General features: G+C 43.8%; 26 protein-coding genes and 1 pseudogene. 24 read left to right on the top strand and 3 right to left on the bottom strand.

The annotated features are described in order from the left end of the window. Positions 1 to 103: 103 nt before the first annotated feature. Positions 104 to 1,168: a glutamyl aminopeptidase gene (gene pepA, locus K1J10_RS06985; protein WP_129270341.1), complete on the bottom strand. Its 1,065-nt coding sequence runs from the start codon at positions 1,166 to 1,168 to the stop codon at positions 104 to 106. Between the two features lie 146 nt (positions 1,169 to 1,314). Between pepA and K1J10_RS06990 the strand changes: the two genes are divergently transcribed. The 20 genes from K1J10_RS06990 to K1J10_RS07085 all read left to right on the top strand — a co-directional run bounded on the left by K1J10_RS06990 (position 1,315) and on the right by K1J10_RS07085 (position 19,338). Further along, the gene (locus tag K1J10_RS06990; RefSeq protein ID WP_223356375.1) at positions 1,315 to 1,605 is read left to right on the top strand and encodes a DUF4651 domain-containing protein; all 291 of its coding nucleotides are present in this window, start codon (positions 1,315 to 1,317) and stop codon (positions 1,603 to 1,605) included. Continuing rightward, on the top strand, positions 1,602 to 1,919 hold the full coding sequence (locus K1J10_RS06995) for a thioredoxin family protein (protein WP_048789487.1): 318 nt from the start codon (positions 1,602 to 1,604) through the stop codon (positions 1,917 to 1,919). The genes K1J10_RS06990 and K1J10_RS06995 overlap by 4 nt, the downstream gene beginning before the upstream one ends. A gap of 14 nt (positions 1,920 to 1,933) precedes the next feature. Continuing rightward, the gene (ytpR, locus tag K1J10_RS07000) at positions 1,934 to 2,560 is read left to right on the top strand and encodes a YtpR family tRNA-binding protein (protein WP_223356377.1); all 627 of its coding nucleotides are present in this window, start codon (positions 1,934 to 1,936) and stop codon (positions 2,558 to 2,560) included. A gap of 238 nt (positions 2,561 to 2,798) precedes the next feature. Further along, positions 2,799 to 3,194, top strand: a complete 396-nt coding sequence (locus K1J10_RS07005) for a single-stranded DNA-binding protein (protein ID WP_006595118.1) — start codon at positions 2,799 to 2,801, stop codon at positions 3,192 to 3,194. Positions 3,195 to 3,416: 222 nt separating this feature from the next. Further along, entirely contained in the window at positions 3,417 to 4,403 is a 987-nt protein-coding gene (locus tag K1J10_RS07010; RefSeq protein ID WP_223356379.1) for a substrate-binding domain-containing protein, read from the top strand. After that, positions 4,403 to 5,722: a sensor histidine kinase gene (locus K1J10_RS07015; protein ID WP_223356382.1), complete on the top strand. Its 1,320-nt coding sequence runs from the start codon at positions 4,403 to 4,405 to the stop codon at positions 5,720 to 5,722. Before K1J10_RS07010 ends, K1J10_RS07015 begins: the two co-directional genes overlap by 1 nt. After that, entirely contained in the window at positions 5,719 to 6,405 is a 687-nt protein-coding gene (locus K1J10_RS07020) for a response regulator transcription factor (RefSeq protein ID WP_154859060.1), read from the top strand. Before K1J10_RS07015 ends, K1J10_RS07020 begins: the two co-directional genes overlap by 4 nt. After that, positions 6,402 to 7,709: an ABC transporter substrate-binding protein gene (locus tag K1J10_RS07025; RefSeq protein WP_223356384.1), complete on the top strand. Its 1,308-nt coding sequence runs from the start codon at positions 6,402 to 6,404 to the stop codon at positions 7,707 to 7,709. The genes K1J10_RS07020 and K1J10_RS07025 overlap by 4 nt, the downstream gene beginning before the upstream one ends. A gap of 134 nt (positions 7,710 to 7,843) precedes the next feature. Beyond that, complete coding sequence (locus K1J10_RS07030; protein ID WP_125374809.1) at positions 7,844 to 8,284, top strand: PTS sugar transporter subunit IIA; 441 nt, start codon at positions 7,844 to 7,846, stop codon at positions 8,282 to 8,284. 17 nt (positions 8,285 to 8,301) lie between these two features. Next, a complete protein-coding gene (locus tag K1J10_RS07035; RefSeq protein WP_006595112.1) occupies positions 8,302 to 8,796 on the top strand; it encodes a PTS system mannose/fructose/N-acetylgalactosamine-transporter subunit IIB in 495 nt (164 codons plus the stop codon). Positions 8,797 to 8,858: 62 nt separating this feature from the next. Continuing rightward, positions 8,859 to 9,701: a PTS mannose/fructose/sorbose/N-acetylgalactosamine transporter subunit IIC gene (locus tag K1J10_RS07040; protein ID WP_006595111.1), complete on the top strand. Its 843-nt coding sequence runs from the start codon at positions 8,859 to 8,861 to the stop codon at positions 9,699 to 9,701. Further along, positions 9,685 to 10,539, top strand: coding sequence for a PTS system mannose/fructose/sorbose family transporter subunit IID (locus K1J10_RS07045; protein WP_167470863.1), 855 nt, complete (start codon positions 9,685 to 9,687; stop codon positions 10,537 to 10,539). The genes K1J10_RS07040 and K1J10_RS07045 overlap by 17 nt, the downstream gene beginning before the upstream one ends. Before the next feature lie 102 nt (positions 10,540 to 10,641). Continuing rightward, positions 10,642 to 10,935, top strand: coding sequence for a DUF202 domain-containing protein (locus tag K1J10_RS07050; RefSeq protein WP_223356386.1), 294 nt, complete (start codon positions 10,642 to 10,644; stop codon positions 10,933 to 10,935). Between the two features lie 127 nt (positions 10,936 to 11,062). Continuing rightward, on the top strand, positions 11,063 to 11,347 hold the full coding sequence (gene groES, locus K1J10_RS07055; RefSeq protein ID WP_006595108.1) for a co-chaperone GroES: 285 nt from the start codon (positions 11,063 to 11,065) through the stop codon (positions 11,345 to 11,347). A 23-nt stretch (positions 11,348 to 11,370) separates the two neighbouring features. Continuing rightward, positions 11,371 to 12,993 (top strand): chaperonin GroEL, encoded by a 1,623-nt coding sequence (gene groL, locus K1J10_RS07060; RefSeq protein ID WP_223356388.1) that lies wholly within the window; start codon positions 11,371 to 11,373, stop codon positions 12,991 to 12,993. A 996-nt stretch (positions 12,994 to 13,989) separates the two neighbouring features. Beyond that, complete coding sequence (locus K1J10_RS07065; RefSeq protein WP_126403684.1) at positions 13,990 to 15,255, top strand: ABC transporter permease; 1,266 nt, start codon at positions 13,990 to 13,992, stop codon at positions 15,253 to 15,255. Positions 15,256 to 15,270: 15 nt separating this feature from the next. Further along, the gene (locus K1J10_RS07070) at positions 15,271 to 15,903 is read left to right on the top strand and encodes an ABC transporter ATP-binding protein (RefSeq protein ID WP_398577093.1); all 633 of its coding nucleotides are present in this window, start codon (positions 15,271 to 15,273) and stop codon (positions 15,901 to 15,903) included. A 12-nt stretch (positions 15,904 to 15,915) separates the two neighbouring features. Next, on the top strand, positions 15,916 to 17,292 hold the full coding sequence (locus tag K1J10_RS07075; RefSeq protein WP_155167599.1) for an ABC transporter permease: 1,377 nt from the start codon (positions 15,916 to 15,918) through the stop codon (positions 17,290 to 17,292). Positions 17,293 to 17,362: 70 nt separating this feature from the next. Next, positions 17,363 to 18,016 (top strand): response regulator transcription factor, encoded by a 654-nt coding sequence (locus K1J10_RS07080; protein ID WP_009731294.1) that lies wholly within the window; start codon positions 17,363 to 17,365, stop codon positions 18,014 to 18,016. Further along, on the top strand, positions 18,013 to 19,338 hold the full coding sequence (locus K1J10_RS07085; RefSeq protein WP_223356392.1) for a sensor histidine kinase: 1,326 nt from the start codon (positions 18,013 to 18,015) through the stop codon (positions 19,336 to 19,338). The genes K1J10_RS07080 and K1J10_RS07085 overlap by 4 nt, the downstream gene beginning before the upstream one ends. 41 nt (positions 19,339 to 19,379) lie before the next feature. On the opposite strand, the gene K1J10_RS07090 is transcribed toward K1J10_RS07085, so the two are convergent. Next, entirely contained in the window at positions 19,380 to 20,069 is a 690-nt protein-coding gene (locus tag K1J10_RS07090; protein ID WP_223356394.1) for an ABC transporter ATP-binding protein, read from the bottom strand. 1 nt (position 20,070) lies between these two features. Next, positions 20,071 to 21,174, bottom strand: coding sequence for an ABC transporter permease (locus K1J10_RS07095; RefSeq protein ID WP_223356396.1), 1,104 nt, complete (start codon positions 21,172 to 21,174; stop codon positions 20,071 to 20,073). A gap of 497 nt (positions 21,175 to 21,671) precedes the next feature. Here K1J10_RS07095 and K1J10_RS07100 point away from each other — a divergent pair. The 4 genes and pseudogenes from K1J10_RS07100 to K1J10_RS07115 form a co-directional block, all read left to right on the top strand. Beyond that, positions 21,672 to 21,857, top strand: a pseudogene (locus K1J10_RS07100) (immunity protein YezG family protein); the annotation flags it as partial. Between the two features lie 147 nt (positions 21,858 to 22,004). Next, positions 22,005 to 22,217 carry a helix-turn-helix domain-containing protein gene (locus tag K1J10_RS07105; protein WP_195324391.1) on the top strand — a complete coding sequence of 71 codons (213 nt, stop codon included), beginning with the start codon at positions 22,005 to 22,007 and terminating at the stop codon, positions 22,215 to 22,217. Beyond that, positions 22,214 to 22,912 carry a response regulator transcription factor gene (locus tag K1J10_RS07110; RefSeq protein ID WP_223356398.1) on the top strand — a complete coding sequence of 233 codons (699 nt, stop codon included), beginning with the start codon at positions 22,214 to 22,216 and terminating at the stop codon, positions 22,910 to 22,912. The genes K1J10_RS07105 and K1J10_RS07110 overlap by 4 nt, the downstream gene beginning before the upstream one ends. Next, on the top strand, positions 22,905 to 23,990 hold the full coding sequence (locus K1J10_RS07115; RefSeq protein ID WP_223356401.1) for a sensor histidine kinase: 1,086 nt from the start codon (positions 22,905 to 22,907) through the stop codon (positions 23,988 to 23,990). Before K1J10_RS07110 ends, K1J10_RS07115 begins: the two co-directional genes overlap by 8 nt. Positions 23,991 to 24,172: the final 182 nt, after the last annotated feature.

Here is a 24,172-nt window from a genome sequence, read left to right on the forward strand (position 1 = left end):
GAGCTAGCTCAAACAGCTGGAAGAACACTCGCTTAATCAGAGGAATGACTTTGTTGCACTTGACTTGACAATTGGGGTTTAAAACAATTATTTTGGAAAAATATTAATAATTCTTAATTAAATCAACGGTTGAACGATCCAATTTTTTGACCAAGGCTTGAAGGAAGGCTTGGGCTTGAAGGAAGTCATCCATAGCGTAAAGGGTCTGATGGGAGTGGATGTAGCGCGCGCAGACTCCGATGGTAGTAGATGGCACTCCACCGCTTCGTAAGTGGGCTACTCCAGCATCCGTTCCGCCTTTTCCACAGTAGTATTGGTACTTGATGCCGGCCTCTTCAGCGGTGGTGAGGAGGAAGTCCTTCATATTTGGCAACATGAGGTGACCTGGGTCAAAGAAGCGAAGGAGGGTTCCCTCGCCGATGGCTCCTTGGCCTCCGTAGACATCTGCAGCGGGAGAACAGTCAACAGCTAGGAAGATTTCCGGATCAAACTTGGTCACAGAAGTCCCTGCACCGCGCAGTCCGACTTCTTCTTGGACAGTCGCTCCGACATAGAGCTCGTTTGCTAGTGCTTGTCCAGAGAGGGCTTGTGCCAATTCGCTGACCATCAAGACCCCATAACGGTTGTCCCAAGCTTTGGAGATAATGTTTTTCTGATTGGCTGTTAAGATTGCAGTGCTTTCAGGGACCAAGGTGTCACCTGGACGGATCCCAAAGCTCTCAGCTTCTTCTTTGTTGGCAAAGCCACCATCAAAGACAATATCCCCGATTGCGGGAAGGGCAGGACCGTTTGCGCCCCGTGTCAAATGCGGAGGAACAGATCCAGAAATGACAGGGTAGGAATGGCCATCGCGGGTCAAAAGGGTGAAACGTTGGCTGCTGACCACCATAGGGTTCCAACCACCGATTTCCACCACGCGGAAGGTGCCGTCTGCCTTGATCTCACTGACCATAAAGCCAACTTCATCCATATGGCCTGCGACCATGATGCGAGGAGCATCAGCCACTTCTGAGTGACGTACCCCAAAAATGCTTCCCAAGCCGTCTGTGACCACTTCATCCACATGTGGAGTGATCTGTTTGCGTAGATAATCGCGAACAGGCGCTTCGTGGCCAGAGATGGCAGGAAGTTCTGTTACTTCTTTGATTTTAGAAAATAAATCAGTCATAAGTTACCTTCTTTCTGATTGTTATTTTATCACTTTTTTAGTCGAGATGGTAGTGGCAGTTGACGGGAATGAAAGCAGATCGTCATGATGGAGAGATCTATTCTCCTTCGTTGTCCCAGCTTGTATTTTGTGTTACAATATGAGGTATGAAAGCTAAAAAAATCATTTTATCCGGCCTTGCAGCAGCTAGTGCAAGTGCTCTTGCCCTTGGGGCTTATAAAATTGCCAAAGATCAAAAACGTCTGCGGACGCAAGAAGAGTTAGTCGCAGAAGTCCGTGAGCAAATGGAGAATATGGGGAAGATTGCGACCCTTTATGTGGAACTCTATGAATCAAGCGAAGAGCGTCTGGTAGGAGGGCTCGTATTTGAGGATGACCGCCACTATCGCTTTGTCTATGAAGAGGGCCTCCTTCACTATGAAGAGGAAAAACTATGATCATTCCACAGTCTTTAGAGGAATTAGCTAGCTATGTCGAGCAAGAAGGAAAGAAGGTTTTCTTCTTTTCAGCGGATTGGTGTGGCGATTGTCGGTATATCCAGCCCTTTTTGCCAGAGATTGAAGCGGAAAACCCTGAATTTACCTTCATTTTGGTCGACAGAGACCAGTATCTAGACCTGGCTAAGCTTTGGGATATTTATGGTATTCCGAGTTTAGTGGTCCTAGACAAGGATAGGGAACTGGGTCGTTTCGTCAATCGTGATCGCAAAACCAAGGCTCAGATTTCAGAATTTTTAGCAGGATTGAAGTAGGAGAAAGAGAAAGAATGATTGTAACCTATAATAAAGAACAAGTCGGCGACGTCTTAATGATTACCTTGAAAAACAGTGGGGATGCCAAGTTAGCAGTAGAGCGTAAAGGCAAAGTAGCCCGTGTCTACCGTGAAGACAAGCAAGAAACCGTAGCCTGGAATATTTTTGAGGCTTCGACCTTCTTTGCCCTTGAAGGCAAGGGGCAAATTTTCTTGAGTGATGAGCAGGTTGCACGCCTTAATCAAGAATTACAGGCTGAAGGATTTGCAGAGGTCTTGGTCAATGACAAGGAGCCTAAGTTTGTCGTGGGGCAAATCGTAGAAATGGTGGCTCATCCAGATAGTGACCACCTCAACATCTGCCAAGTGGCTGTCGGATTAGACAAGACAGTTCAAATCGTAGCAGGTGCGCCAAATGCGCGTGAAGGTCTCAAGACGATTGTGGCTCTTCCAGGTGCCATGATGCCAGATGGCAGCTTGATTTTCCCAGGAGCCCTTCGTGGAGAAAAGAGCTTTGGCATGATGTGTAGTCCACGCGAATTGCACTTGCCAAATGCTCCACAAAAACGTGGTATTATCGAATTGCAAGATACAGAAGAGGTGGGAACTCCCTTTGACCCTGCCCGTCATTGGCAAGGATAAGAGAGTGGGACAGAAATCGGTAATTCGTTAGAATTCGATTTCGTCGTCCCACCTCCGCACAGTTGAGTAGGGCTGTAAAAGCTGATGAAATCAGCGTAGTAGAGCCCACTCAACCACTGCGTCTTGCTCGATAATCCAAAGACAATTGAGAGGCTAGGACTTTTGTCCCAGCCTCTTTTTTATTTTCTTTCTCCAAATGGCTAAAAAACTACGAATTATATAAGTAGGAGGAAGAAATATGTACAATAAAGTAATTTTAATCGGGCGCCTTGTGGCTGACCCAGAGCTTCATAAGACCAGTACGGACAAGTCCGTTGCGCGTGCGACCCTGGCTGTCAATCGTCGTTATAAGGATCAAAATGGCGAGCGGGAGGCGGACTTTATCACTCTCGTGGTCTGGGGGAAATTAGCAGAGACCCTTGTCTCCTATGCCAATAAAGGGAGCTTGCTCTCTGTGGACGGTGAGCTTCGAACCAGACGCTATGAGAAGAATGGGACGACCCAATATGTGACAGAAGTGCTCTGTCAAGGCTTCCAGCTCTTAGAAAGTCGTGCTCAACGAGCGATGCGGGCTAATGGAGCAGGAGGAGATTTAGCGGATCTCATCCTCGAGGAGGAAGAGCTTCCCTTTTAACAGAAGAGAACGGTGCAGCTGGTCAGCTGTGTCGTTTTTTCTTTTTCGAAACTTCTCACGGAAGTTGCAGGGGTAAGTCATCATATGGATTTATGAGTAAAACGCATTCATTTCTGAAAGACCTTCAAGCTCTTGATAAAAAATGCTATAATACAAGGTATTAAATACGAACAAAAAAATCTTTATATAGTAAAATAGTTCGTTCTTTTAAGAGGAGAAGAGATGGGGTTAGAAGAGGAAGCTGTTCAAAAGAAACACAATCGAGTGATGATCTATACGATATTTTGGAGCCTGGTTTTTGTGGTAGTGGTCATCTATTTGAATGCTAGCCAACTAAAACCGGTAAAAGGGCAGATGCGGATTGGTGTGACCTACATGACCATGAACAATGAATTCTACCAAACACTGAATGCAGAGATTGAACGAGTGGCTGACGAAAAAGGGGATTTGCTTCTAGTTCGTAATCCAGAATTGGACGAGGAAAAACAAAGTCAGCAAATAGATTATTTTCGTCAACAAAAGGTCAATGTGATTGTGATTAACCCCGTCAAAGGAGATAGCCCTAAAATCATTGCTTCCCTGAAGCGAGCTCGAGAGGCAGGGATTAAAATCATTGCAGTGGATAGTCAGCTCAGCCATTTCACGGTGGATGCCAGTGTAGTGTCGGATAATTACCAAGCCGGGGTCTTGGTCGCCCAGCGCCTGATGAAGCAGAAAAATGAGGCGAAGATCCTACTCTTAGAGCATAAGGGGACGGTATCGGCAGAGCAACGGATCCAAGGGTTCTTAGATACCATTCAGTCGGAGCCTGCCTATCAGGTTGTTGGGAGAGAAGAGACCCGTGGCCAAACGGAACTGGCCTTACCAGCTGTTTCCCAGGTCATTCAGGATGGTCTGGTATTTGATACTGTCGTGGCCTTAAATGATCGGGCAGCTATCGGAGCCCTAGCGGCCATCAAGGAAAACCAATTAGCTCAGCCGATTTCTATCTATGGAATCGATGGCTCTCCGGATATGAAAGTTTTGCTCTCGACGACGGATGATATTGAAGGGACGGTTGCCCAATCTCCTCTTAAAATGGGGAGACAGGTGATGCAAGTGATTGAGTGCATGAGGACAGGAAAAAACTACAAGGAACAATATAAGATTCCAGTAGAGATGATTGATAAGGATAATGTTGACCGATACGATGTCAACGGGTGGCAGTAATGACCAAACTTCGTGGCATTCGTTATAGTTTGATTTTATTAAAAATCATTAATTTTATCGCCATCTTGTTTAGCAGTTCCCTCTACTTGCATGCGACCAATTACATCATTGCCAAGGAGCAAGGCTATCAATTATTGGAACAATTAAGAGAAATACCGAGTTCCCCAGCTCAGAACTTTTGGATTTCCATTCTCCTCTTTGGAGGGATTCTTCTTATTACCTTTTATCGGATGCGCCCAGGGACACAGGAGTGGTCAGTTTTTGACAAGTGGAATATTCTAGAAATTTTACTGATGTTAGGTGTCATGATGTCCCTCAGCTTCTCCTACAATGGGATCATCCTCTTGGTATTTGCTGATATCTTTTATGGTTCTAAAGAGTTTAGTAGTTCCAAGGACAGGCGCTACTGGTTTGCCTTTATCCTTCTGAGTTTCATTGTCCTCCTTGTGACCAACTATGATATCCTCTCTCTCGTCGTGCAGTTGCCGTCGCTAGATACCTATATCGCCTTCTACCCTTCATCGATTCGGATGCTCATTCTATTCGCTAAAAATGCGCTAGCTTCCTTAAATATGGTTGTCTTTATTATTTCTCTTCTCTTTTACATTTTATCGGTAGTAGCAGAGCACCATCGAATCGAAAAAGAGTTAGAAATGGTATCGCAAGTCAATACGGAATTAAATAGCTACATGGCCCTTTCGGAAAAAATTGCGGAGGACCGGGAGCGCAAGCGGATCGCACGGGAGATTCACGACACTCTGGGCCATGCCTTGACGGGCATTTCTGCAGGGATTGATGCGGTTGGGGTTCTGATTGATATTGATCCTGGTCGTGCCAAGACCCAGTTGCAATCGGTCTCTACGGTGGTACGAGATGGAATCAAGGACGTCAGGGGCTCTTTGAACAAGCTGCGGCCAGGTGCCCTGGAGGATCATACCTTGAGGGATGCAGTTTTGAAATTGGTTCACGAATACCAAGCCATTTCCCACCTACAAGTCGATCTGACCTATGACTGGGATGAGGTGGATCTAGATGTCATGGTGGAGGATACCGTCTTTCGCGTGATTCAGGAGTCCATGACCAATTCTGTCCGCCACGGTCATGCCAACCACATGCAGATTTCCTTTTTGGTGGAAGATGCCTATGTCATGATTCTCCAAGATAATGGGGTCGGCTTTGACCAACTGCAGGTCGGCTACGGCTTGAAGCAAATGCGAGAGCGGGTCTCTATCTTGGGAGGAAGGATCGAATTTGCCAATCGAAATGGCTTTTATACACGAATTGAATTGCCCAAAGAAAAAGGAGGAAATCTCTTATGATTAAAGTAATGATTGCGGATGACCAAGCGCTGATTCGCGAGTCGCTCCAAATTATTTTATCTGCTCATCAAGATATTCAGGTGACTTCTGCGGTAGCAGACGGTCATGAGGTGCTAGAGCGAATCCCCCAAGATCGACCAGATGTCGTACTGATGGATATTCGTATGCCCAAGATGGATGGTGTGATGGCGACAAAAGAAGTCAAGGAACGCTTCCCTGAGGTGAAAATCATCATTCTAACCACCTTCGACGATGATGATTTCATCTTTCGGGCTCTGAAATATGGAGCCTCAGGTTATTTGCTCAAAGGAGCTTCCACAGAGGAGCTCTACCAAGCCATCCAAATTGTCTACCATGGGGGAGCCATGATTAACCCCAATATTGCCAGCAAGGTTTTTCAGATTTTTTCTCAGATGGCTCAGAGCAATTACACAATCTCCGTCTCTGAAGAATATGTGAGCGACTTATCCCTGACTGAATGGCGCATCATCCAGCAGATTGGTTTCGGAGAGTCTAATAAGGAAATTGCAGCCAAATTGTTCCTGTCTGAGGGAACCATTCGGAATTACCTGTCCACCATTTTGTCTAAGTTGAACCTGCGGGATCGGACCCAGTTAGCTATCTGGGCTGTTCAAAAAGGGGTGACTACTAAAGATTTTGGAACAGAAAGTGATGGCCGATGAAGAAAAAAGGTAAGATGCGAGGCGCCAGATTGTTTCTTGGGATCTTCTTACTCTTTCTGCTTGCTGGTGGGATTTGGTGGCAGCAACAGCCTAGGATTGTCCGTTTGGGGGTCTACGCGGGCTCTAGCTGGGATGTGCCCACCCAAACAGAAGAAAAAGTCTTGGACCAAGCGATTGCTCGTTTCGAAAAAACGCATCCAGGGGTAAAGATTGTCTACGAAAGCGGAATTCCGAAGAATCGATATGCGAGCTGGTTAGCCAATCAGATCCTCCATGGGCAGGAGCCCGATCTCTACATGGTGTCCAGTACAGAGCTCCCAGTGTTGGCAGCGCGTGGGGCAGTAGAAGATTTGACCCCCTTGATGGGCAAACAGGTCGATCCTTCTCATTTTTATCCAGTCGCCCTAGAAGCAGGCAAGTACAAGAATCGTCAATATGCTCTTCCTTTCGAGAGCAATCCCGTTTTGATGTGTGTCAATAAGGATTTATTGGAAAAGGAAGGGATTGCTATTCCGAAAGAGGGGTGGACCTTGGAGGAATTTTATACGATTTGTCAAAAAGTGACGCGGGATACGGATGGAGATGGTGAGCTGGATCAGTTTGGAAGTACAGATTATACCTGGCGGGAGGCTTTGGCAGCCCATGGGGGCCAGCTTTTCCGTCAGGACAGCATTAATCTGACGAGCAAAGAAATGAAGCGCTCGCTCTATTTTGTCGAAAAACTCGAAGCCCTTCATGGCAACTTCAATGTCACTTCTAAGGATTTTGATGAAGGCAAGGTCGCTTTTTATCCGATGACCTTGGCCCAGTACCGAACTTATAAACCTTATCCCTATCATGTGGCCAAGTATTCAAATTTCACTTGGACCTGTATCCCTATGCCAGGGGCTTCTGGCTCGACTCCGTCAACCTTAGTGGATACATCCCTGTTTGCTCTGTCTTCTCGGGCCAGTGCGAGCAAGGAGGCCAAGGAATTCATGGAATTTTTGACCCAGGACCAGCAGGTCCAGCAGGAACTCTTTCGGCAGTCGCAGGGGACCTCTGTCCTCCCTTCTGTCGTCAATAGTTCAAAGAGTCGGGACCTTCTTAAAGCGGATGATTTCGGGGTTGACTCTCTGACGAATCAGACCCTGGACCAGATTATGAAAAAAGCTGTCCTAAGCACTCCTGGCAACCTGCCAACTGATATCTGGGATCGGTTGGATTATTTGATCCATAATGCTCTAAAAGCAAAGGATATTGATAATCAATTGCCTCAAATTCAAAAGATTATTGAGGAAATGCTTCGGGAGAAGTTTCGTTAAGAGCAACTAGGCATCTGTCAAGTGACAGATGTCATTTTTTTATTGACAGATGTCAACTTTTCTTTGTGACAAATGACAATAGTAAAACGCTTTCAAAAGCAATACAATAAGGTCATCATAAAGGAGGCGAAAGGATGAAGTATCTGGTATTGGTCAGTCATGGTGGACTGGCAGAAGGTCTGAAAAGTTCACTGGCTATGTTTGCTGGGGATAAGATCGATCAAGTGATTGCGGTCGGATTGAAAGAAGGCAAATCGGTAGATGATTTTGCTCATGATTTTCGTCAGGCGCTTTCCCCTTTGACAGATGAGGACTCTGTCTTAGTTCTAGCGGACATTGTAGGTGGCAGTCCTTTGACAACGGCGGCAACGGTGCTAGAGGAACAAGGGAAGCTGAGTACAGCCTTGATCTTAGGTGGAATGAACTTGACCATGGCGCTGACAGCAGTTGTGATGAAGGACATGATGGAGGGGGCTGATCTAGCCCAGGTGATTTTATCCGAAGCTTCCACTGCCTTGCAAGAATTTGCCCTTGCCCCGGTAGAGGGTGACGATGAAGAAGATGATGATATTTAACTAAGGGAGGTTAGAAAATGGTAGTATCATTTGTACGAATTGACGACCGTATGATCCACGGTCAAACAGTAACTCGATGGGCTAAAGAAAAGCCTTGTGATGGCTTGATCGCTGTCAACGACGCAGCAGCTTCTAATAAGGTCTTGATCCAAGCCTATAAAGGGGCTTCGGATAAGAAAACCTTTGTTTGGACCAAGGAAGCTTTTAAAGAAAAATCTGCAAAAGTAACGGAATCAGAAACTCGCTATTTCTTGATTACCAAGAACCCCATCGATATGAAAGAAATTTTGGTCGACCAAGGGTTTGTCCCAGGCGATGTCAAAGAAATCATTGTCGGTCCTGCAAATGACCGTCCGGGTGCTGTGAAATTGGGGAACAACCAATCCATCACCCAGGAAGAAGCAGAAGCCATCGAAGCCATTCAGGCTGCAGGCTACAAGGTGAAATTCCAGTTGCTTCCGGATGTATCCATCGGTTACTGGGATGATTTTAAATCAAAATTCGGATTCTAGAGAGGGGAGCATCCTAGCTCTTCATCACTAAACTATACTTACAAACAAAAGGAGCATTTGTTATGACAGTTTCATGGATTCAAGCAATCTTGCTTGGTATTTTCGCCAGTTTGTCTTCAATGCCTGGTATGGGTGGTACCAGTATCGGGAACTATACTCTTGGACGTCCTCTAGTCGGAGGGTTGATTTCAGGGTTGATCCTTGGAGATGTGACAACCGGTATCATGGTCGGGGTTGCCCTTCAAGTCGTTTATATCGCCTTGGTAACACCTGGTGGTACCGTATCTGCCGATGTGCGGGCTATCTCTTATATCGGAATTCCTCTTTCTATCTTATTTGTTCATGCCAACAATATCACGGGTGAGGCAGCAATTGCAGCGGCAGCAGCCCCTATCGGTGCAGCCGTTGGGACCATCGGTACTGTTCTTTTCTACGGTACTGCAACCATGAACTTGCTTTGGCAACACATCGGTTGGAAAGCCGTTGAAGAAGGAAACTTCAAAAAACTCTACGCAGTTGACTGGGTTTACCCATGGATTTCTCACTTCCTCTTTTCTTTCCTTCCAACGATGATTATCACCAAATACGGTGAAAACATGGTGGATTTGATGAAACAATACCTTCCAATGGATGGTTACTGGATGAAAGCCCTCTTTACAGTCGGTGCTCTTCTTCCATGTGTCGGTATTGCCATCCTCTTGAAGCAAATCGTTACAGAAGTGAGAGACTTCATTCCATTCTTTGTTGGATTTACCTTGGCAAAATCTCTTGGCTTGAACTTGGTAGCGAGTGCGGTGGTTTCATTGATCTTTGCGGTAATCTACTATGAACTTGAAGTGATTAAAACAATGAAAGTCGTCCCTGCTGGAGCAAATGACTTTGACGATGATGAGGAGGATATCTAAGATGGCTGATAAAAAGAAAATTTCAAAGAAAACGCTAACCAAAGCATTCCATCATTGGTATTATGGTCACTTGACCTGTTTCTCTCAAGAACACATGCAAACCTTTGGGTATTTGACTTCTATGCTTCCAATCGTAGAAGAAATGTATGATTCCAAAGAAGAACAAAAAGAAGCTATGCAAACCTATACTGCCTTCTTTAATACCGAACCACAACTGGGATCACTGGTTGTAGGGATTACAGCTGGTTTGGAAGAAGCGCGTGCCAATGGAGATGCAGTAGATGGCGAAACCATCAACGGGATGCGTGCTGGTCTGATGGGACCAATCGCCGGGATTGGTGACTCCTTGGTTGTTGGGACCTTAATCCCTGTACTTCTCGGGATAGCCCTTGGTCTTTCTAAAGACGGAAACATTACAGGAGCTCTCTTCTACATCGTCGTTTGGAACCTCTTGGTATACTTGGGAATGCGTTTCGCCTTCTTCAAAGGTTATCACTTAGGGGACAAGGCTGTAGAATTCCTTGTAGGACCAAAAGGACAAGCCCTTCGCAAAGCGATTAGTGTAGTCGGTGGTATGGTCATCGGTGCTGTAGCAGCGACTTGGGTCTCTGTTACAACAGCCCTCGAATTCAAAAATGCTGACGGAGAAGCCTTCCTTAAAATCCAAGAAAAGATTGATGGTGTTTATCCAGGTCTCTTAACTGCTACCTTTATCACTCTTTGCTGGTGGTTAATGGCGAAGAAGAAAGTTTCACCAAACAAGGTCATGCTTCTTTTGGTCATCATCGCCTTGGCTGGGGTAGCTCTTGGAATCTTTGATCCAGGTCTCAAATACTAAGAGAAAACTAGAAACAGTTTATTGCAACCGGAGCATTGAGAATGAAGTACGTGACCTCCTTTACGAATACTTCATTCTCAATTTTTATTGAAGGAGGCATTTATGCACACCAGACAAGAATTAATAAAGGGGTATGAGACGGAAATTCGCTACCAACGCCATATGTTGGAAAACTTGGGTCGCTGGTTTAGTGTGCTCTTTCTCATGGCCAGTATTGGTGGACTTCTGATTTATTTCTTTCACAAAACTTCTCTACTATTTTTGATCTTAGGTAGCTTGATAGCCCTATTTGGGCTAGTAGGGATGTTGCTAGTGGGCTATGGGATGTATCGTGGTCGATCCAACTTGCAAAAAGTCATCCAAGCTTACCAACAAAAGTTGAATTTGGTTGGCTAAAAATCGAAAGCACTTCGAAGAGATTGAGGTGTTTTTTTCTTGACTATTTTTGACCAAGTGATACAATAGAAACATGAGTTAGCACTCGATATCGAAGAGTGCTAAAATACAGGGATGGAGGAACGATATGTTAAAACCATTAGGAGACCGCGTGGTCTTGAAAGTAGAAGAAAAAGAACAAACAGTCGGTGGCTTTGTCATCGCAAAAGCAAGTCAAGCTGAAACCAAAACAGCAGAAGTCATCGCTGTAGGTGAGGGGGTTCGGACCCTTAGTGGTGAGTTGGTAGCACCAAGCGTCAAAGTCGGTGATACTGTCTTAGTGGAAAATCATGCAGGCGTTGAAGTGAAAGACGGCGATGAGAAGTACACGATTGTTGGGACTGCAAGTATTCTCGCCATTGTTGAAGCCTAAAGAATCAGAAAGGAGAAAAATCTATGTCAAAAGAAATTAAATTTTCATCAGATGCTCGCGCAGCCATGGTCCGTGGGGTGGATATCCTAGCAGATACCGTTAAGGTGACCTTGGGACCTAAAGGCCGCAATGTGGTGCTTGAAAAATCATTTGGGTCACCATTGATCACCAATGATGGGGTAACCATCGCCAAAGAAATCGAATTGGAAGACCATTTCGAAAATATGGGTGCCAAATTGGTATCAGAAGTGGCGTCTAAAACTAATGATATCGCTGGTGATGGGACAACGACTGCGACTGTCTTGACCCAAGCTATCGTCCGTGAGGGGATCAAGAACGTTACAGCAGGAGCGAATCCAATCGGTATCCGTCGTGGGATTGAAGCAGCGGTTGCGACTGCTGTTGAAGCCTTGAAAAATAACGCCATTCCAGTTGCCAATAAAGAAGCCATCGCCCAGGTTGCGGCTGTTTCTTCTCGCTCTGAAAAAGTCGGTGAGTACATCTCAGAAGCCATGGAAAAAGTGGGCAATGACGGGGTGATCACGATTGAAGAATCTCGTGGAATGGAAACAGAGTTGGAAGTCGTGGAAGGAATGCAGTTTGACCGTGGTTACCTCTCTCAATACATGGTAACAGATAACGAAAAAATGGTGGCAGACCTTGAAAATCCTTATATCTTAATCACGGATAAGAAGGTGTCAAATATCCAGGAAATCCTTCCATTGCTTGAAAATATCCTGCAAAGCAATCGTCCGCTCTTGATTATTGCGGATGATGTGGATGGAGAAGCTCTTCCAACTCTTGTCTTGAACAAGATTCGTGGAACTTTCAATGTCGTAGCTGTTAAGGCTCCTGGATTTGGGGATCGCCGTAAAGCCATGTTGGAAGATATCGCTATCTTGACAGGGGGTACAGTCATTACGGATGATCTTGGCTTAGAGTTGAAAGATGCGACCATCGAAGCCCTTGGTCAAGCAAGTAAAGTGACAGTGGACAAAGATAGCACAGTCATCGTAGAAGGTGCTGGAAACCCTGAAATTATTGCCAATCGTGTAGCCGTGATTAAATCACAAATTGAAACCACAACTTCAGAATTTGACCGTGAAAAATTGCAAGAACGTTTGGCCAAATTGTCTGGTGGTGTTGCAGTCATCAAGGTCGGAGCGGCAACTGAAACGGAATTGAAAGAAATGAAACTCCGTATCGAAGACGCCCTCAATGCAACACGCGCAGCGGTTGAAGAAGGAATTGTTGCAGGTGGTGGTACGGCCCTTGCTAACGTTATTTCTGCAGTTGCAACCCTTGAATTGGAAGGGGATGAAGCAACAGGACGCAATATCGTGCTTCGTGCCTTGGAAGAACCTGTACGCCAAATCGCTCACAATGCGGGTTACGAAGGTTCGATTGTTATTGATCGCCTAAAAAATGCTGAGCTTGGAACAGGGTTTAATGCTGCAACAGGTGAATGGGTCAACATGATCGAAGCAGGAATTATTGACCCAGTGAAGGTGAGCCGTTCAGCCCTTCAAAATGCGGCATCTGTAGCGAGTCTGATCTTGACGACCGAAGCAGTGGTAGCCAACAAACCAGAACCAGCTCCAGCAGCGCCAGCTATGGATCCAAGCATGATGGGTGGGATGATGTAATCTGATACCAATGATTGGTGCTAAAGCACCGAATCATTGGACGGTAGCCACTATGTCGCGGTCTACCTAATCATCTTACTAGCTCAAAGGGAGGAAAGTATCGTTCCTCCCTTTTCACGTCGTAACCCCGTGTCAATTTATTAGGTGGATTTGTAGTTTACGGCAAGTACTATGGTGTCTTGCCGAAGTGTCTTACTAAGAAAACAAAGAAGGCATTATCGGCCTTCTTTATTTTCTGTCGTAATCTGTGTGCTTGATTGAGGCTTCGCCTCTAATCATTTGATGCCAACCACTATCAGGTGGCTTGGTTAAACGTCTTACTAGCTCAAAGGGGTTAGTAGAATCTTTTCAATTTTCGACCAATCATAGGACGAACGGGTTGCTTTAATCTCTTCTTTATGAAGAGAGGATACATATTTATATATATTGTAATAGTTTGTGAAATAAATTTAGCTGGAACCTGTTTTTTCTACAGATCGGTTTCCTTGCTTGACGGAACTGAGATTAATTCGATGAGGATCAGAGCAGTCATTTGAGGTGCGGGTTTTTGTTTACATATAGTGAAATCACGGGGATGATACCCTTTGAAGCAGGTAGATAGATAGTAGATATTTTGGAGTAACCTGCCTGTTCGATATTTGGAATGAAATTGCAATACAAATTCCTTTATTTTGTAACAAAGATGCGTTAAAATATAGGAAGTAGATAAATGTTCTACACTAGAGCAAGGGGGGAATACTTCCCACATACATGTCTAAAGACAAAAACTTGATCGAATTAATTAAAACTTTTTGATTCTTAATTTTTATCGACCTTTTTCATATTAAACTTTTTCATCCACCCCTTGCTAAGGCTCTTCCAGATTTTTCTGGGGGAGTTTTTTGTATTTTATAAACATTTCACATTTCTCCTTTATAATGAAAGCAACAAATGATGAAAGCGAGCCCAGTTGCTATCAATAAACTGGGGAGTCTTTCTTTTAGATGGAGGTAGGAGATGTTTCTCTTGCAACAGGCAATCGCCTATATTTCTCGAAAAAGAACGAGGAATCTGGTCCTCTTTCTGATTCTCCTCTTGATCCTCTCTTGCTTGTATTTCTGTTTTTCACTGATGCAAGTGGGAGGAAGGCTGGAGGATCATATCAAGCAGTCGGCTGGAACTAGTTTTGCCCTGACCAGTAAACAAGGGGATACTCCCTTTGCTCTGAAGGAGGCTAAAAAAGTGCAGCAATTAGCTGGGGTAGGATCCATGGTCCCACAATATGAAAGCCCCGTTCGTATTCTTGATAAAGAAGCGGTGACGGGACAGCAGTCGGTAGAGCGGGAGGATCTGGGTCAGGAAGCCAAGCAAGCGCTAGGCGCTGTCTTTACCCAGAAGACAGACCAGCACCTGGATTTCCGGAGTGGCAGTTTCCAACTGGTGCAAGGCAAGCACTTATCTGATAAGGCTCGCGGCCAGATCTTGATCCACCAAGAGTTGGCTAAGAAGAACAAGCTAAAGGTCGGAGATTCCTTGACCTTAACCAGCTTTCAGATGGGAGAGACTCCTGCCAAAGAGCAAACCTTTGAAATCGTAGGGATTTTTTCAGGTAAGAAACAGGAAAAATTTACAGGAATGACCTCTGATCTGAGTGAAAACCAAGTCTACCTCCCTTATGAGGATGCGACTAAGCTTCTAGGTCTCAGTCAGCAAGAAGTGACCCAGGTCACCTTTGGAGTCAAAGATCCTGAGAAAATCGATGCCCTCTTGAAGCAAGTCAAAAGCTTGGATCTGGATTGGCAATCTCTGCGCGTGGTCGAAGATCGCAAGGCCTTTGACCAGATGAAGGAATCCTCTCAGACCTTAGAAGGCCTGGTACGGATCATGATGATCGTCCTCCTAGTGACAGGAGCCGGTGCCCTATCGCTCTTACTAAGTCTCTGGACACGGGAGCGGATCCATGAAATCGGGGTGCTCTTATCCATTGGGAAGAGCAAGGGCCGGATCTTTAGACAGTTCCTCTTGGAGGTGGTGCTGGTATCCTTACTAGCGGTGATCCCAGCCTTTCTCATCGGACGGATGGTCAGCCATCGTTTCTTAGAGCAGTTTGTCGGAGAGACTGGTCAACAGCAGACCCTAGACTTGCTCAACCAAATCCCTCAAGGCCTTTCCTTAGGAATCGCCTATGCTAGCCTCTTGTGCTTGATCCTTCTGTCGCTCGGTGTAACTACCAGCATGATCTGGCGCAAGACCCCAAAAGAAATATTAACAAAAATGAGTTAAGGAGAAATGACACATATGTTAGAACTCAAGAATGTAGCCTATAGTTACCAAAGCTATAGTGAAGATATCCTCTCAAATGTGAACTATCAGTTCGAAAATGGGACCTTTTACAGTATTATTGGTCAGTCAGGAGCTGGGAAATCAACCCTCCTCTCGCTCTTGGCTGGTCTAGACAATCCCAAGAAGGGGCAGGTTCTCTTTGATGGGGAGGACATCCAGACCAAAGGGTCTAGCTACCATCGCAAGCACCATGTTTCCCTGGTCTTTCAGAATTACAATCTGATTGACTATTTGACGCCACTTGAAAATGTCCGCCTGGTCAACAAACAAGCTGGGAAAGACATTCTCTTGGAATTGGGATTGGATGAAACACAAATCAAACGCAATGTTCTCCAACTATCCGGAGGGCAGCAGCAACGGGTGGCTATTGCGCGTGCGCTCGTTTCAGAAGCACCTGTCATCTTGGCGGATGAGCCGACAGGAAACCTTGATGAACAGACAGCAGGTGACATCATTGCCATTTTGAAGAAATTGGCCAAGGAACGCCAAAAATGTGTCATCGTCGTCACCCACAGCAAGGAAGTGGCAGAGGCCTCCGATGTGGTCTTGGAATTGAGTCGTCGTAGCCTCGTTGAGAAGAGCAAGTAAGGAGGGAATGCTATGTTGCGAAATGCTTTTGCTTATATCACACGTAAATGGCCCAAGTCTCTCTTGCTCTTTGCCATTATTCTCCTCATGGGGACCTTGAGCTTGATCGGACTCTCTATGAAGGGAGCGACCCAAAAAGCTTCATCGGAAAGCCTGGGATCCATCACCAATAGCTTCTCCATGCAGATCAATCGCAGGACTAATCCAGGAACCCCTCGGGGAGCTGGGAATCTCAGAGGAGAAGATATCGAAAAAATCAGCCAGGTAGAGGGGATCACTTCCTCCATCAAGCGGATTAATGCCATCGCAGATATCCTAGACCACGAGATCATTGAGACTGAAGAAACCTTACAAAACCAATCTCCAGAGCGGGCTAAACACTTCAAGAATACCTTGATGGTGACAGGGGTCAATGACTCTTCAAAAGAAGATAAGTTTGTCTCTGGAGCCTACAAGCTGGTCCAAGGGGAGCACCTGACGGATAAAGACAAAAACCAAATCCTTATGCACGAAGATTTGGCGAAAAAGAATGGCCTCAAGGTAGGCGATAAGGTGCGCCTCAAGTCCAACCTCTATGATGCTGACAATGAAAAAGGGGCTAATGAAACCGTCGAAGTGACCATTAAGGGTCTGTTCTCAGGAAAAAACCAAGCACCTCTAACTTACGCCCAAGAATTGTATGAAGATACCCTCATTTCTGACTTGGATACAGCTGCCAAACTCTATGGCAATACTGTCCAAACAGCTACCTATGAAGATGCGACCTTCTTTGCAAAAGGGGATCAGGACCTGGATGCCTTGATCGAAAAAATCAAAGCCTTGGATATCCCATGGAATTACTTTGACTTGGTTAAGAGCTCTTCCAACTACCCAGCCTTGCAAAAATCCATCAGCAGCATGTTCCAAGTGGCGGACTACTTGTTTATCGGTAGCCTCATCTTTGCTAGCTTGCTTCTCACCCTTCTCCTCGTCTTGTGGCTCAATGCCCGTCGCAGAGAAGTGGGTATCTTGCTGGCTCTAGGGCTGTCTAAGGTACAGATTGCAGGGCAATTTGTGGCAGAATTGGTCATGATTTCCATTCCAGCCTTCCTCCTCTCCTATGGAGTCGCAGGTCTTCTTGCCAAAGGAGTCGGAGATACGGTGCTCAAAAACGTCACCAGTGGCATTGCCAAACAAATGGCTCAAGAATCCTCTGCCGCCAACCTTGGTGGAGGAGCTGAGGCGGAAAGCTTCAGTAAGACCCTGACAGATCTCCATATGGACATCCAACCGAGCCAATTGCTGGTGATTGTGTTGGTCGGTGGGCTCCTCTTGATTCTGGTATCCATCCTTTCTTCGCAATGGCTCTTGCATAAGAAACCAAAGGAACTTTTGGTGGATGTCGAATAAGAGATTGTTTCCTAAAATAGAAATAGGGTATAATAGGAGGTAGAAGTTTCTTAGATAAAAAGGAAAGTGTATGAAGATACTAATCGTAGAAGATGAAGTCCTGATTCGAGAAGGGATGAGCGACTATCTCATGGAATGTGGCTATGAAGTCTTTGAAGCAGGCGATGGGCAGGAGGCCCTGGATCTCTTTCACAGAGAAGCGCCGGATCTAGTCTTGCTGGATATCCAGCTTCCCATCCTCAATGGCTTGGAAGTCCTCAAGACTATTCGCAAGACTAGCTCAGTCCCTGTCTTGATGCTAACGGCCTTCCATGACGAGGACTATAAGTTGACAGCCTTTGGAGAGTTGGCAGATGGCTACCTGGAAAAACCCTTCTCCTTGTCCCTCTTGAAGGTCCGTATCGAAGCTATTTTTAAAAAGCTCCAGCCTTCACGGGTCTTCACCTATGGAGAGGCACGGGTGGATTTTGAGAGCTACACAGCCAGCCTAGCAGGCCAAGCAATTTCCATGAATGCCAAGGAGTTGGAAATCTTGGAATATTTGCTCCAGCATGAGGGCAAGGCCCGGACCCGCTCTCAAATCCTCGATGCCGTCTGGAAGGAGACGGAGGAGATTCCTTTTGACCGGGTGATCGATGTCTATATCAAGGAACTACGAAAAAAACTAGAGCTGGACTGTATCGTAACGGTACGCAATGTCGGCTATAAATTGGAGAGACCATGACCAAACGGAGTATCTTTGCAAAAATCTTTCTGATCACCTTTGCCCTTTTTAGTAGCTTAGTCATCCTTCTCCATGCTTCGGTTTACTTTATTTTTCCATCGACCTATATCGAGTCCCAGCGCCAGACGATTTTGAAGAAATCGCAAGCCCTGGCTAAGAGTTTCCAGGGCCAGGAAGAAGGGACCATTGAGTCGGTGATCGACCTTTATTCCAAGACCAATGATATCAAAGTCTCGATTAAGGGCAAGGAAAAACAAAATGCCCTAGAGGTCAAGGATGACCTGCTCGTGAACCCTGACAGCCAGAACAATTCCCTGGTCATTGAAGAGCGAAAGATTCAGACCAAGGAAGGGAAGGACTTGACCTTGCAATTCCTAGCAACTGTTGATTCCCAAAAGGAAGCGCGGGATATCAGTCTGGGCTTTCTTCCCTATAGTCTCCTTGCTTCCTTTGTTCTGTCACTGATTGCCTCCTATCTCTATGCCCGCCTGATTTCTGCTCCAATCCTTGAGATCAAGCAGATGACCAAGCGGATGAAACGGCTGGATCGGACAGCCAGTCTCCCCATTCATTCGCAGGATGAGATTGGCGTCCTCAAGCAACAAATCAACGACCTCTATCACCATCTTTTAGAGGTGATCGACAATCTAGAGCAGCAGAAACAGGAAAATCTGAAGTTGGAGCAGATGAAGGTGGAATTCCTACGGGGAGCTTCGCATGAGCTCAAGACCCCTCTGGCCAGCTTGAAGATTATCCTAGAAAATATGCGAGATAAGATCGGCCGCTACAAGGACCGGGACCGCTACCTGGCGGTCTCCCTCGATATCGTCGATGAGATGAACCAGATCGTCCTAGAAATCCTATCCCTGTCCTCTGTACAAGAATTGGCTGGAGACAAGGAGTGGATCCAGCTGGATCAGGTCTTAGAGCAGATCCTCGACCAGTACAAGGTCTTGTCTCAATCCCGCGCGCTCACGATTGACAACAAAATCCCTGACAAAGCAGTTTATATGGACCCAGCCATTCTGAAATTGGTCCTCTCAAATGTCATTAGTAATGCCGTCAAGCATTCGGATGCCGGTGGAGAGATCCAGCTCCGTCTCGAAGAAGAAGGGACGCACTTGGCGGTTGAAAATACCAGCCAGGAAATGGTAGAGACCGCTAAGATGCCAATGACCGCTAGTCGCCAGAAGAAGGAAGGTGGCTTGGGACTCTTCGTGGTCCAACACTTGCTGGACCATGAAGAACTGGCCTACCAATTTGATAAAACGGCTATGGGCTTACGCTTCCGTATGGAACTGCCCAAAGATCCACAAGAATAAAAACTAGCGAACAAGAGAAATGCTTGTTCGCTAGTTTGTATTTAATCAACTTTTTCGATCTTTAGCAATTGGCCGTGTTTTAATTCATAAATGGTATCTACATAGGTCAGGATGGAGCGGTCATGGGTCACCATGATGGCGCTCTTGTTTTTGGATTTGACTTCTTTCCGGATCAACCTGGCTATTTCTTGTCCCCGATCCGGGTCTAGGCTAGCGGTTGGTTCATCGGCTAAGATGACCTGGGGATTTCCGATAAAGGCCCGAGCGATGGCTGCCCGTTGTTTTTGCCCACCAGACATCTGATTCGGGTATTGGTGGTAACAAGCTTCGATGCCCAGATCTGCCAACAAGGCTTTGACCTCCTCTTGGCGTTTTTTCTTGTCCTTTTCCCCCTTCAATTTGGCCACCAGTTCTAACTGGTCACCGATTTTCATATAGGAGAGGAGCTGGTGATCTTGAAAGATAAAGCCGAGCAATTCCAGGCGTTTTTGCGTCCACTGACCTTGGTTGAGGTCAGTCAAGTCTTGGCCAGCGATAGAAATCCGCCCCTCGTCCGCTGATAAGAGTAAACCAGCTATAGCTAAGAGAGTGGATTTACCAGATCCTGAAGGGCCTAAGATGGCGACAAATTGGTTGGGTTCGACGCTTAAATTAAGCTGGTTGAGGACATGGTGCATCTGGCTGCCATCGGCGTAGGATTTTCTGATATTTTCTAATGCGATAATGGCCATCTTATTCTCCATTTCCACCAATGACTTCGATTGGATCTACTTTTTTGATTTTGACAAGGGACAAGGCACCACACAAAATAGAGGTCAGGATAAAGCTAACCGAGATGATGAGATTGTCTTTCAGGGTCATAAAGGAAGGGACGCTATTGGGTAAAAATGGCGCCATCATAGTTGCCAAACCAAGCCCCAGCAGTACTCCGATGAGGGAGATGATGGTGAGCTGGGATAGTTGGACATAGGTAATCTGGCTCATGGACATGCCAATGGCCTTTAGGACACCAAACTGTTTCAACTTTTGCAGGGTCAGGATATAGAAGAAGACCCCAAGGATAGCAGAAGAAGCGAGTAGCAGCACCCACGTGATCATCCGTAGCGTCAGGTTTTGAGCCTTGTAGCCAGGGATTTTATCGATTACTTGCTTCTTATCCGCCACCATCAAGTTGCTGGCTAGATCACTAGAAGTGATGCTCTTCTTGGTCACAAGGGTTTGGGCTTGCCATTGATAGCTTGGATCTGTTTTTTGCCGCATACCTGTGTAGGTCTCCGAGCTGATATAACCAATCTTGCTATAGCCGTATCTAGCATTTTTCGCAAAGGCCACGACCTTGAGTTTTTGCTTAGAAGTTTTGTCGATCACTTGATCGCCGACTTGGATTCCCTCATCTTCTTTGAAAGAACTGTCCAAAATGACCTCGTTTTTCTGTAAGTCGGAGATCTTGAGGTCTGTATCTTCCATGATTGGATTGAGGATCTCTTTTTCATTGTGATCGGTCGCGAAGTAGGTGATGTCCAGGGTATTGGAATCCTCTGTTTTTGAGACGGTTGCTCGCTGGATGGACAAGCCAGAATAGTCTATCCCTTTTATCTTTTGGACCTCATCTAAATCTTTCGCTGTAATGGTTGAAAAGGGGATAATCCCTTCTGAATCCGTCGAAAGGATGTAGTGCAGGGCCCCATAGTTATCGATTTGGGCCGATACCGACCGGCCCAGTCCATTTGTCAGACCGGACAAGAACACCACCATAAACATGAGAATGGTAATGAGAAGTTCAATCAGGATGAACTTCTTGGGTTGGTATTTAATTTCATTCCATGCAATTTTCATATTGGTTCTCCTTTTAGCAGGGAGGTGCTCTAGAAGGGTTGCTAGCACCTAAACATACTCTACCATCATACCACAAGTTGGGGGAGAATATGGGGCTGGTGTTTGGGGAGGGGGAGGCATCGGATTGATTTACTGGGTTCAATTAGATTCTAAGAGATTAATTGTTAATGTAAACAAAAAAATCTGTTATGGACAAGCAAAAAAGCCTTGGGCTCAAGGCTTTTTCCTGTTGATTTAGATGCCCCTGCATGGATTTGGAAAGGATTTTCATATTGAAAATAATCAAAAATATTGAAATATAGATGATTTTAGGGAGGTGCTTTTAGGTATTTCCAATGTCATGATTTAAAAATGGGGCAAAAATGGGGTAAAAACGAATGACTCATAAAGGTTTCTAATTTGGTTTGAAAAACCTATAATACCTAATGATTATGCCATACTAGATATATAGTGTTGTTATAAATAAAAATCAGTATGAAATCAAATCGGAGGATAAAATGGAAAAACAAATTAATGAAAAAATTCGTGAAATTGCACAAAGTGTTAACGAGATGATACCAGTAGCTTGGGATAATCTTTACATTGGCATTAATCTTGCTTCTGATGGAGGGGGAGTGTATTATTTCTTTAATGAAGAAGGAATAAATGAGTATATCTACAATCTCTATATTCCTAAGCAATATAGTACTACTATTTAATTATCAAAATGAATATATGACGGTATAATTAAAATTTCAGAACAAAACTAATCCTCAAATAAAAATTGAGTGTACTCAATGATTATGGTATAATATACATAAAAATTATATCTGAAGAAAAGAGGAAACGGCATAGCATTAAATTATAAACCCTTGTGGATACAACTCGCCAAAAAGGGATTAAAGAAAACAGAAGTTATTGTTATTGCACAGATTACAACTAATGTCATGGCACAGATGGGAAAAAATAAGCCAATCACACTTAAAAATTTAGAAAAAATATGTAATGCATTGGAATGTACTCCAAATGATGTATTTAGTTTTAAGGAGGGTGGAAATGAATGACTGAAATGAAAATAATGCTTGTAGAAGATGATATTAACTTAGCAGAGCTTATAAAGATTTATTTAATATCAGAGAATTGGGAAATCAGCATTTTTCATACTGGAAAAGAGGCGTTAGAGGAACTTGAAAAAAATAAATATGACTTGATATTATTGGATATTTTACTTCCTGATATAAATGGATTTGAAATATGCAAAAAGATAAGAGAAACGTCCACTATGCCAATTATTATGCTTACTGCCTTAGAAGATTCTATTCATAGAGTGCAAGGATTGAATATAGGTGCAGATGACTATATCGTAAAACCGTTTGAACCATCTGAATTGATTGCGAGAATTAATTCTCATTTTAGAAGAAGTTATGTATTTACAAAAAATATTGTAAATACAATTAATTGTGATAGAGAAGTTAATAATTTAAAGATTAGCATTAAAACACATAAAGCTTACTATGGTAATATAGAGATTGAACTAACACCAAAAGAATTTGATATTTTGTGGTTGCTTATGGAAGAACCTGGTAAAGTGTATAATATGGATGATATACACTATAAAATATGGGGTGAAAAGGTATTAGAAAATGAAGTTAATCCAGTTATGGTTCATGTAAGAAGAATTAGAAGTAAGTTTGAAAAGATTGGGTTAAAATCAGTCATAGTAACCGTTTGGGGAGTGGGGTATAAAATCAATGGGTAAGCGAAAAAGTTTTTTTGTGGAAGGTATTATTTATCAAATACTATGGATATTTTTAAGTACAATCCTATTTTTCATTATTTACAAAATAATGGATAATTTTTTTGTTGACAGTGTAAATCCAGAATTGCCATTAGATAAATTTGCTTCCTTTTATTTTGAAATAGGTAAATATATAATACTTTTACTAGGGGCGCTTACTATATTGACAGGAACATTTATAATACAGAAAAAAAGGTTTTATGTATATAATCAATATTTTGAGTCTGGACTGAATTATCTTAGAAGTGAAGATAAAGATTTAATACCATTTCATGAGTCATTATCAAAGGAACGAGATTTGTTTATAGAACTTCATAATTACCAAAAAGAACTTGAAAAGGAGTATGAACTGGTATATAAAGAAAAAACAGATCTGCTAACGTATTTAGCTCATGATATAAAAACTCCTCTTGCGAATATGATAGGTTATATAACACTATTAAAAGACGAAAAAAATCTTTCTGAAGAACAAAAAAACAAGTTTGTTGATGTTATATATGAGAACATAAAATATTTAAATCGTTTATGTGAAGATTTTTTTTCATATTTAAAATTCAATTTAAATGAAATTCCACTAAATTTAATGGATGTAGATATAAAAATTTTTTTTAGCCAGTGGGAAGAAGAAAAAAGCTTATCTATAAAAGATCATCTTTTAATTTTGGAGTTTTTAGATTTGGAAAACAGTAAGATTAAAACGGAACCACAACTTTTACTTAGAATAATGGAGAATCTGATTACAAATGCAGTTAATTATTCTGTGAAAGGAACAAGCATAAATATAAAGGTTGAGGAAATTAATGGAATGTTAAAAATAAGTGTTATAAACGATGTTTCTTCAAATTTAAATGTGAATTGGAATATGGTTACTTCAAAGTTTTATAGGGGAAATTTATCAAGACGAATAAGCAATAATGGATCGGGACTTGGACTTACAATTGTAAGTGACATTGTAAAACACTTGGGTGGAAATTTTGAAATTGGAGAGGAGAATAAAAGAGTTTGTGCTAAAGTAACACTTCCATATAGATTAAATTAAATCGCAAAGAAAACGCAAGAATTATTCAAAGATACCGTTAAGTATAAAGCAAAGAGCTATTCTATAATATAAATAAGGATAGCTCTTTTATATTTGAATGGAATTAGGTAGTGTACAATAAGTTGTGTAAACACAAAAAGGAATAAATCCTGTATAGTAGAGTTGCAACACATTTACTAGAA

The organism is Streptococcus australis, from assembly GCF_019930045.1.
Taxonomy (GTDB): Bacteria; Bacillota; Bacilli; order Lactobacillales; family Streptococcaceae; genus Streptococcus; species Streptococcus australis_D.